Below are 10,315 nucleotides of genomic sequence, written 5' to 3' on the forward strand. Positions count from 1 at the left end.
AGATGGTAGCGATTATTATTTTGAAACGAAGGAAACTTTCTTTGACAAGCACTATTTGGAGTACGTTACCTACGATGATAATTATTACGGTTCTTCATTTGAAGGCCTTAAGCGTGCTTTAAAACAAGATAAGCGGGCAGTGATCGTTTTAGATACGAAGGGAGTTTTGACTTATTTAGATAAATTGCCAGCTGAGTTACTGACCGTTATTTTTTTAGAATCACCTTCTACAGCGGTGCAAGTCGAGCGTTTGTATGCGCGAGGTGACAAAAAAGCTAGGATCGAGCAACGGCTGGCAAGCAAGGAGGCTATGCGAGATGCTGAGTTACCAACAGCATTACGTGCTAAAGCTCATGTACTGAAAAATGAAAAGCTACAGCAGACCTATGCTAAACTCGAACAACTCGTGGCTGATATTTTAGCGTAAAGCGTGATATCATATTAAATAGTAATAATTATTCTTTAGGGGGGATAGGATTGATCAATGAAGCGATCAGAGTGTTGCAAAGCCACCATTATCGGATCACCAAGCAAAGACGTAGCTTGTTAGAGTACTTATGTGGCTTTAAAGAACAATATGTCAGTATTACCCAAGTGACCGAGCACATGAAACAGCTCTATCCAGGGATGAGCTATAATACTGTTTACCGGAATTTAAAGGATTTTAGTGAATTAGGCATCATTGAGACCAAGAATAAGCCTTCGGGTGCCTGTGTTAAATATCAATGTGATTTTGATCGGTTACATCATCATCACTTCATCTGTCAAAATTGTGGTCGCGTGCGTGAGGTCAAGATGTGTCCTTTGACGATCTTTCAAGATCAATTGGAAGGTTGTGTGATCGAAGGCCACCGGTTCGAACTCTATGGTCTTTGTCCAAAATGTGCTAAGTTACAATAAAATTTAGCAAATCTTTAAACAGATAGGTCCACAGATGTAGTAGGATTAGAATAGTAAGAAAAATTGGGGGTAATAAAAATGGCATATCGTACACCGCCTTTGTTGACACCATTTGCGATCTTGTCGATCGTTTTGGCCTTGGGGGCTACCAATGTGGCGGTCAACAAAGTGACTCATACCTCTGAAGGAAAAGCCGTTGAAAAAGTTTCCTCCAGCAGTGTTAGCTCGATCTCAAGTTCTGTAGATAGCAAGCAAGTAAGTAGTAGTGAGCGTGATGACGAGGATAAGAGTTCAAGTTCGGATAAAGTCAGTTCAAGTTCAAGTTCAACGACTGATGATGAGACGACAGAAAGCTCAGCGACTAAGACATCAAGCAGCGTTGAAGACGATACGGCACAAGATGATAGCCAAGCACAAAGTTCGACTACGCGTCAAAGTAGTAGCTCTAGTGCAAAAGCTGACCAAACCGAGCGTGAGTCGACCAAACAAGATGGTGCACAAAATAATTCACAACCAAATGATAACAATACAACGCAGGATAATAGTGCGCAATAGGGGGTAGGAATGTGTTTAGTATTTTAGGGATGATCAATAGCTATATTGGTTATTTTAATATGAATGCCACGCTCAAAAATCGGATCTATACGGTCGTTGGGGGTGTAGGTAATTTCTATTTGCTTTACGTTGCTTACCGCTTTTTTGCGAACGGTTTTATCGTTCGTGGTCTGCTGTTTATCTTAGCTTTCTTAGCATTACTGTATTTCACGTATCTCAATATTTTGTACTTCTTTACGGAAGATAGAGTCTCAAAGCTCGATATCTCGCCTAAAGTTGAAAAAATGTTGGGCGTCAAGATCCCCGACACACGTGCTGCAGAAAGCGCTGGAGTAGCTCCAGGTTTTATGCAGACTAATGGGATCTTCAAAGATGAAGAGTTTTTACCATCAACATTGCGGACAAACCATAAGCAACGTGAGAATTTACAAAAAGTTGTGGCTCAATTAGAGCAGGTCGGGTATCTCCAGCTTGATTTTGGTGGAGCTAAAGATAAAGAGCTCTTTAAAAAAGCTAAGAGTGGAGATCGTTTCTTTGCACTAAATGAGCCCGTAGCCCTACCGTATTACGAATTACGTGAGGTCAATGGCAAATTGCTAGTCTATGGTGGCGTCAATCAGATCGAACGTCAAGAACTCGGCGAGGTGACCCAAGTAGGATTGCTTCGGGGGATCGAAGCTTTGAAACGTTACCGCCTTTCTTTGGCAGCTGTTGCTTTGACAGGAGGTCCATATAAGTTTGCAGGTCGGTCAACGATGATGCAAAAAGATGAACCGTATAAACTAGAGATCCAGATCGCATATCGTCCTAAAGAAGAGGAATCATCCCATTTAGGCTCTGAGATCAGAGAAGATATCGAACAGGTAAAAAGAGCCGATGCAACTGCTGATAAAACTTTACGACGTCGGCGCGACAAATAAAATATGAGTAAATAAGAAAGGACTCACTATGATACAAATCATAGTGAGTCCTTTCTTACTGTATTAGTCAGTGATCTGTGTTTCAAATAACCAGTTAAAGACTTGATCGTTGACACCAACATGCATATCTTCATGACCGTATTCTGGTAAGATCAAATGTTCTTTTGGTGCTGTGATCTGATTGTAGATCGCAAATTGAGTTGATGGGAAACAAACATCATCTTCAAGCCCGGTGATCATTTTGACAGGACATTGGATCCGTTGGGCAAGGTTTTTGATATCGATATAGGCCAAAGTTTCCATGAGTTTAGTTTCGGTCTTATGGAAAGGATCGGAGAACTTAAAGTAACGGAAAAGCTCATCATAGGGTTCACTATGGTTGCCAAGCTCTAAAACGCGCTTAAAGTCACCTAAAAAAGGATAGATCGCGATCGTTTGTTGAATGCGATGATCCAACGCAGAAGCGACCAAGGCTAAGGCACCTCCCTGTGATCCACCATAGCTATAGAGTTTAGTTTCATCAACTTGAGGTAATTTAGCGATCATCTCGATCAAACTATAGACATCTAAGTAGATATCCTTGAAGAAAAGGTGTTTTGGTCCTTTTGTCGCCCCGCGAATGACTTGGCCTTTGACGGTGATCCCGTCAAAACTAGCGTGATCAAGTGAGTGTCCTGCCTGACCTCTGACATCCATAGCTACGACACCAGCTTTACCTGCTGTTAGACTTAATAAAGTCGCCCAATCAGGTGACTGTCCCATATAACCGTGGAAATAAAAGATCGTTGGTACGGGTTTTTCGCTTTTAGGGAAGAGGCATTTAGCATAGACTTGACCGTGGTTAGTTCCTGGAAAAGTTAAACTATAACATTCAACTTGAGGGATCTTGAAGTCAAGTGGGGTCAATTTTCCAGTGGGGATCTCAAGTGAGGCTAATTGTTGATCCCAAAATTCATGAAAATCGTTGGGAGTTGGGAAGGACCCACGATAATTTTGCATTGTAACTAAACTCATCGTATCTTTCATTATAAATTTAAATTCCTTTCGCTTTAATTTTTTATTTTATCCTTGAGCGTGTAGATCGTTAAGCCTTGGTTATCTTTATTATTTCCTGGGAAAAGCAGACTAGCTAGGTAGCCTAAAACAACAGCTGCAGTAAAGGAAACTGTTGCCACTAAGAGAGAAGAGATATGCAAAGAATCAACGTAGAAGGCCAAAAGAACACTCAAAGCAAATCCGATCAAGACACCACGTGCATTAGCCCGTTTGGTGAAGATCCCAAGCGCAAAAAGACCAGCTACAGGGACCCCAAAGAGACCAGAAACAGTCAAGAAGACGTTCCAAGTATCGGAGGTGTTACCCATCGTGAAGTAAACAGTGATCGCAGTACTGATGACACCAGAGATGATGATAACCCAACGTGCTAAAGTAACATCTGACATTCCACTGAATTTATTGTTAAAGAAGCGTTGTTTAAAATCAGTCACAAAGCAGGCAGAGATAGAGTTTAAACTTGAAGCGATCGTTGATTGTGCAGCTGCGAAGATCCCAGCGATAACAAATCCAGCGATCCCGGCTGGAAGTTGTGTGATAACAAAGTAAGGTACGATCGCACTGGTATTGAAATCTTTTGGTAAACTAGCAGCATTTTGATAGAAGGTGTATAGTATCGTTCCCATTCCAAAGAACAATGGGATCGTCAAAATGCCAAGGAAACCAGTTGTCCAAAGTGATTTGATCGTATCTTTCAAAGATTTAGTGGTTTGGTAACGTTGGACAACATCTTGACTACCAGTGTATTGATACAGACTGTTAACGAACTGACCAACAAAGATCAACGGAACAAAGGCTGCTAGATCATTGATATTAAAGTCAGCACTGGAGAGGATCTTATGGTTGCTAGCGGCAGTATGGGCAACAGTCGCAAAGCCACCATCGATCGAGAAGACCCCGATAAAGATAATGAGCAAAGCCCCACCGATCAAAACGAAGGCTTGGATAACGTCGCTCCAGATGACCCCTTCGATACCACCGAGGAAGGTATAAATGATACACATTATCCCAACACAGGCTGCAACGAGTAAAGGATCGATGTCAGTCACTGAAGCGACCGCTAATACAGGCAAGTAAGTTACTACAGCGACCCGTCCGATATGATAAATAATGAATAGCAAACTACTTAAGGCACGGATCAGTGGACTGAAGCGAGCTTCAAGATATTCGTAAGCGGTAGTGACTTTTAACTTGCGAAAGAAAGGGACATAATAGTGATTTAAGATCGGGATGATCGGGATGATAACTAATGATCCGATCGCATATGACCAGTCTGAGAGAAAGGCCCGCTCAGGCACCGACATGAAGGTGATCGAGCTAAGTGTCGTTGCAAAGATACTGATCCCAGCTGCCCAGGCCGGGATCTTACCACCAGCTTTGAAGAAAGCATCAGTATCTTTACTTGAACGCTTGGTAAAGTATGCGCCGACCAGTAACATTCCGACTAAATATAGGATAACGACGATCCAGTTTGCCAGTCCAAAACCTACTTTTTCCATAATAAATTTCACCTCGTATTTGAAATTAAACTTCTAATTGTGTGGATCTTTGAATATAATATTTTAATAATAGTGGCGCGATCAAAGTCGTAATAACGGTAACGACGATCATTGCCGTATAGTGGTTTTGATCGATCAGATGAGCACTTAAGGCAACGTTAGTAACGACCAGCGCCATTTCGCCACGCGAGACCATTCCAGCCCCAACAATATTTGCAGCATTGGTAGATAGGCCAAAACATCTTGCGCCTAGCCCGCAGCCGATCTGTTTGCCCAAGATAGCAATGATGATCAAACTTGTGATAAAGAAGATATCTTTACTCATACCGACAAAACTGATATTTAACCCGATGCTGACAAAAAAGACGGGGATAAAGACCGCATAGCCGATCGGTTCGATCTTTAAAGCGAGCCGTTCTTTAAATTTGGTCTCGGAGATCGCCAAGCCAGCAAAATAAGCACCTAAAACATCGCTCATCCCCAGACTGACTGCTAAAAAGGCAAAGCCAAAACAAAGGACCAAAGCTGCGGTCGTTTCATTTTCACTTGCATTTAACCGACTAAAAATAGCTAAAAATTTAGGAACGAACCATTTGCCTAGTATGAGGGCAAGGACAAAGAACAATAACATCAAAAAAAGCATCAAAGGGATCGGTCGTTTTAGATCTGCTGTAGTCCCAAAAAGTGAGACACAGATCCCCAGCAAAATAACACAGATAATATCATCAGCCACTGCAGCACCTAAGATCATGGAGCCTTCGGGGCTGTTCAAACGTTGCATCTCGCGTAAGACTTGAACGGTGATGCTGACCGAAGTAGCACTTAAGATCAGTCCTAAAAACATTGCTGTCTTAGCACTAAAGCCAAAAGCGTAATAGCACAGCAGAAAGGCACTTCCTGTCGGGATGATCACCCCTAGGATCGCCACAGTCAAGGAAGGCTTCCAGTAGTGGATCAAAGCCTTGAGATCGCCTTCGAGTCCAGCGATAAACATCAATACGATCACCCCAAGTTCAGCAAAGTAGTGGGTAAAAGTAGTGGGGACTAGGAGGTTCAAGACTGCTGGACCAGCTAGGACTCCGACCAACAACTCACCGATCACACTAGGAAAGTTGAAGATGTTTGAAAGATGAGCTCCGAGTTTGGTAAGCAATAAGATGATGACTAATTGGAGCAGATAAGACATCTAAGATCACCTCAGTTTTCCAATAAGCGATTTACCAATTCGACTTGGCCAGCCAGTTCGTCTAGGTCAGCAGTTCCATATTCCAAGAAAACAGGGACATCTATTTTAAGCGCCTTTAGCATTGGTTGCCAATCGGTATCGCCTTTGCCTAAGAGGACGGTCTGTTTGGCATGGATATCTTTTAGGTGAAAGACGCTGATCTGGTCGCGTAGAGCCAAGAAAGCTTCGTTTGGACTTTCATCGATCCAATACCAGTTGCCTGAATCAAAGGTATAGCCTAGAGAAAGTTTTTCGGTACGATCAAACGCTAGATCTTGGGTGATCGCACTGAGCTTACCGTTAGCATTGGGCTGATTTTCGATCGTCACGTTGACGGGGCTATTAGCCAAGAGATCGTGTAGTTGCTTTAGTTTGGCGTCACTGAACAACAGATCGATGTGGCCAAAGCTGTATTTGAGATTTTTGATCCCGATCTTTTCAGCTAGAGCTAGCTGTTGTTCTAATTCAGGTGCGAAATGATCACCTAAAAATAATTCTTCAGGAACTGAATAGTAGAGCTTCCAATTGTTTTTTTGACAGAGTTTTGCAATTTGTTCTAATTCATGGACCTTGGTCGCCGGAGCAAAAAATTCGCCCCTAACTTCGATATTGTCGATCGGCCAAGCATCGACATCTAAAAGACAGGCTAATTGACTTTTAAAGCGTTCCAACTGGGGTAAGAAGACAGCTGTGTTAAGTGAGACTTGCATTTTATACACCTCGCTAAGTTGGTAAAAAGACAAAAACCGCACTAAAAAGGACTTGAGACAAGCCTTTATCAGTACGGTTGAATTATTTATTTTGAATTGTTGAATTTCTATTACACGCAAATCATAGCATAATTATGAACTAATGTAAACGTTTTATTTTATAAACGGATAGACGGCACCATAAAGTTGCGCTTTATCCGCTAAAGCAGCGACTTTTAATTGGGTCTGACAAAGACCTGGTGGGAGGATCAAAGCTAATTGTTCGTTTAAGAGCTGTAACAAGTAGTCTTTTTGCTGACAAACAGCGCCTCCGATCAATAGGACCTCAGGATCAAAGAGCAGCAAAATATTGCTCAAGCCTTGAGCGACCTCGTTAGCCCAAGCTTTAAGTAGCGTAAGATAAGGTTCTTGGCCTGCTTTGGCGAGTTCAAACCCTTCCTTGACGCTGATATTAAATGGCGCAAGTTTAGCTTCTAGACTGAGCGTTGACGCGCGTTGTTCAAAATTAGTCTGTGTTTTAGGGCAAAAGAGAGTGTAACCGATCGAATTGGCTGTCCCGTGTGCCCCTGAAGCGAGCTGACCGTTGGCTAAATAGGCTCCTCCGATCCCAGTTCCTAAAGCTACACAATAGGCACTTTGGGCATTTTTAGCTGCTCCGAGGACTACTTCACCTAAAAGGGCAGCATCGACGTCATTGACGACAAAAACAAAAAGCCCTGTTGCTTCTTCGAGTCGTGCTTTAAGTGGAGTCCCTTGATAATCGAGGATCGTTGGGCCCGCATATTGGATACTACCATCCGATGCCACGATCCCTGCGGTGCTGATACCGATCCCCGCGAGTTCATATTCATGGCTGAATTTTTGACTGAGTTCAAGTAAGGTCTTTAAGATCTGGCCATCTTTATTTTTGTTAGTAGGCACACTACCGGTTTGCTTTAGCGTAAGCTCCGGAGTGATCAGCGCATACTTGATCGTTGTTCCACCAACATCAAATGCGAGTAGTGGTTTATTTGGCATAAAACGTCACTTCTTTCGTAAGGTTGTGTTTGCGTTTTCATAATAGCATTAGAAAATGATTTTCTCAAATCAAAAACTAGAAAAAAATTTCATTTTCATGTAAACGCTTATCTTAGTAAGAGTTGTCGTTGCAAATGAAAATAATTACCGTTTTTTAAACTTGAAATAATTTTTATCATAGTTTATGCTGTAGGCGTCGGTTGAATTATCTGAATTTCTGTTACATAATAAACAATTGGAGGAACTTTCCTATGAAAAAATTATATGCGGCCCTAATGACGGCTTTTGATGAAAACGGAAACATTGATGAACAAGGTACACGCGAAATGGTGCGCTACAATATTGACGTCAATCAACTTGATGGGTTATATGTAGGCGGGAGCACTGGTGAGAACTTTATGCTCGGGACCGATGAAAAGAAGCGCGTATTTGAGATCGCAATGGATGAAGCTAAAGGCTCAGATATCGATCTGATCGCCCAAGTAGGCTCACCTAACTTACACGAAGCTAAAAAGTTAGCTAAGTTTGTGACAGATCTAGGTTATAAGACGATCTCAGCAGTCACACCGTTTTACTATAACTTCAATTTTGACGAGATCAAGCATTACTATGATGAGATCGTCAAAGATGTGGATACAAAATTAGTCGTTTATTCGATCCCCGCACTAACAGGAGTCGCACTTTCGTTGGATAATTTTGCTAAACTTTTTGAAAATGAAAAGATCATTGGCGTCAAATATACGAATGCTGATTTTTATTTGTTAGAACGTTTACGAAATCGTTTTCCAGATAAATTGATCTTGTCAGGCTTTGATGAAATGTTATTGCCAGCCTTGGCTTTGGATGTTGATGGTGCGATCGGGTCGACATTCAATATCAATGCTAAAAAAGCAAAAGCTGAGATCGCAGCTTTTGAAGCAGGTGATATTGCTAAAGCTCGTCAATTACAACATGAAAGTAACGATCTGATCACAGATCTTTTGAACAATGGGATCTATGCAACTTTGAAATTGGTCTTTGAAGAATTGGGTGTTCATGCTGGGTATACTCGTGAACCAATGGCTAAAGCTACGCCTGAAGTCAAAGCTGGTGCAAAACGGATCTACGAAAAATATTTTAAATAAATCGAGGTGAGGATCATGGGAAAGAACTTTTTAGAACAAGTCAAGGGTAAGTTGATCGTATCTTGTCAAGCATTGCCAAACGAACCTTTGCACAGTTCGTTTATCATGTCGCGGATGGCTTTAGCTGCTCAGATGGCAGGTGCTGCTGGGATCAGGGCTAATTCTGTCGTCGATATTCAGGCGATCCAAGATGAAGTTGAGTTACCAATAATTGGCTTGAGTAAAGTCGATTATCCTGACTCCTCCGTTTATATTACCCCAACTTTAAAGGAAATGCGTGCTGTTGCAGCTACTGGTGCTCAAGCCGTGGCTTGTGACTTAACACGCCGAAAGCGTCCAAATGGAGAACAAATTGCAGACATTGTGAACCAAATGCGCAACGAATTTCCTGAGACATTGTTGATGGCTGACACAGCAACTTTAGAAGATGTGAAGTTGGCCAATGAATTAGGCTTTGATATTGTCGGAACTACAATGCATGGTTATACTCCTGAAACAATGGGTGAAAATTTAGCGGATAACGATTTTGCTTATCTCAAGGAGGTCCTGGCGTTATCTGATGCACCAGTGATCGCAGAAGGAAAAGTCGATACTCCCGCTAAAGCTAAGCGGTGTTTAGAATTAGGTTGTCATGCAGTCGTAGTCGGTGGGGCGATCACCCGCCCGTTAGAGATCGCTAGTCGATTTGTTCAAGCGATCAATGAATAAATAGTTAATAAGTAGTTTGCTGATGTGATATGCTATAGTCAGTGAACTACTTATTTTTTATGAAGGATCAAGAGTATGAATATTTTAAATGAGTTGGAAAAGATCTATCCTAGCTTACCACGTCAGGAGCGCAAAGTTGCTTTACAGACGATCCAAGAGCCAAAAAAGATCCAACGTTTGAGCATCAATGAATTAGCTAAGTTAGCGGGGACGAGCAATGCCACGATCACGCGTTTAGTCAAACGGCTTGATTGTGCTAATTTTTATGATTTTAAATTGCGCCTTGTCAGTGATGAACAACTTGAACCCAAAGAAAGTGAATCCAAGTTGGCGATGCAAGTTCAACGTTTTTATGAAGAAGTTTTGACTCAGACTCGCCAGCGGATCGATGAAAAGGTTTTGCTAGAGATCGTAAATAAGATCAGCGCATGCCGTCGGATCTATATTTTTGGATTAGGAAGTTCGGGGTATACGGCTAAAGAATTGACTCAACGTTTGATCAGAATGGGGATCGCAGCTTTTGGTATGACTGAAAGCCATAGTATGTATATCAGTAGTGGGATCGTTGAAAAAAATGACGTGATCTTAGCGCTTTCCGCAACAG

General features: G+C 41.9%; 12 protein-coding genes. 7 read left to right on the top strand and 5 right to left on the bottom strand.

Features of this window, described 5'->3' with window-relative positions:
* The 4 genes from Q9Q35_RS02840 to Q9Q35_RS02855 all read left to right on the top strand — a co-directional run.
* The coding region (locus Q9Q35_RS02840; protein ID WP_304652042.1) for a guanylate kinase at nt 1-427 on the top strand (427 nt) is incomplete at its 5' end.
* Nucleotides 428-477: 50 nt separating this feature from the next.
* The gene (locus Q9Q35_RS02845; RefSeq protein WP_289190690.1) at nt 478-900 is read left to right on the top strand and encodes a Fur family transcriptional regulator; all 423 of its coding nucleotides are present in this window, start codon (nt 478-480) and stop codon (nt 898-900) included.
* Between the two features lie 78 nt (nt 901-978).
* Nucleotides 979-1,455, top strand: a complete 477-nt coding sequence (locus Q9Q35_RS02850) for a hypothetical protein (RefSeq protein ID WP_304652043.1) — start codon at nt 979-981, stop codon at nt 1,453-1,455.
* 11 nt (nt 1,456-1,466) lie between these two features.
* Nucleotides 1,467-2,375: a DUF6681 family protein gene (locus tag Q9Q35_RS02855; protein WP_304652044.1), complete on the top strand. Its 909-nt coding sequence runs from the start codon at nt 1,467-1,469 to the stop codon at nt 2,373-2,375.
* A gap of 63 nt (nt 2,376-2,438) precedes the next feature.
* Here the strand turns inward: Q9Q35_RS02855 and Q9Q35_RS02860 are convergent, their stop codons facing one another.
* The 5 genes from Q9Q35_RS02860 to Q9Q35_RS02880 all read right to left on the bottom strand — a co-directional run bounded on the left by Q9Q35_RS02860 (nt 2,439) and on the right by Q9Q35_RS02880 (nt 7,879).
* Nucleotides 2,439-3,401: an acetylxylan esterase gene (locus Q9Q35_RS02860; RefSeq protein ID WP_304652045.1), complete on the bottom strand. Its 963-nt coding sequence runs from the start codon at nt 3,399-3,401 to the stop codon at nt 2,439-2,441.
* A gap of 23 nt (nt 3,402-3,424) precedes the next feature.
* Entirely contained in the window at nt 3,425-4,927 is a 1,503-nt protein-coding gene (locus tag Q9Q35_RS02865; protein WP_304652046.1) for a sodium:solute symporter, read from the bottom strand.
* A 25-nt stretch (nt 4,928-4,952) separates the two neighbouring features.
* Nucleotides 4,953-6,113 (bottom strand): cation:proton antiporter, encoded by a 1,161-nt coding sequence (locus Q9Q35_RS02870; protein ID WP_304652047.1) that lies wholly within the window; start codon nt 6,111-6,113, stop codon nt 4,953-4,955.
* 11 nt (nt 6,114-6,124) lie between these two features.
* Nucleotides 6,125-6,862, bottom strand: coding sequence for a sugar phosphate isomerase/epimerase (locus Q9Q35_RS02875; RefSeq protein ID WP_304652048.1), 738 nt, complete (start codon nt 6,860-6,862; stop codon nt 6,125-6,127).
* Between the two features lie 153 nt (nt 6,863-7,015).
* A complete protein-coding gene (locus Q9Q35_RS02880; protein ID WP_304652049.1) occupies nt 7,016-7,879 on the bottom strand; it encodes an ROK family protein in 864 nt (287 codons plus the stop codon).
* A gap of 251 nt (nt 7,880-8,130) precedes the next feature.
* Between Q9Q35_RS02880 and Q9Q35_RS02885 the strand changes: the two genes are divergently transcribed.
* The 3 genes from Q9Q35_RS02885 to Q9Q35_RS02895 all read left to right on the top strand — a co-directional run.
* A complete protein-coding gene (locus tag Q9Q35_RS02885; RefSeq protein ID WP_304652050.1) occupies nt 8,131-9,003 on the top strand; it encodes an N-acetylneuraminate lyase in 873 nt (290 codons plus the stop codon).
* A gap of 15 nt (nt 9,004-9,018) precedes the next feature.
* Nucleotides 9,019-9,711: an N-acetylmannosamine-6-phosphate 2-epimerase gene (locus tag Q9Q35_RS02890; protein ID WP_304652051.1), complete on the top strand. Its 693-nt coding sequence runs from the start codon at nt 9,019-9,021 to the stop codon at nt 9,709-9,711.
* 75 nt (nt 9,712-9,786) lie between these two features.
* On the top strand, nt 9,787-10,315 hold a 529-nt coding region (locus Q9Q35_RS02895; protein ID WP_304652052.1), incomplete at its 3' end, for a MurR/RpiR family transcriptional regulator.

It is taken from the genome of uncultured Ligilactobacillus sp. (assembly GCF_948826705.1).
In the GTDB taxonomy this organism is placed as follows: Bacteria; Bacillota; Bacilli; order Lactobacillales; family Lactobacillaceae; genus Ligilactobacillus.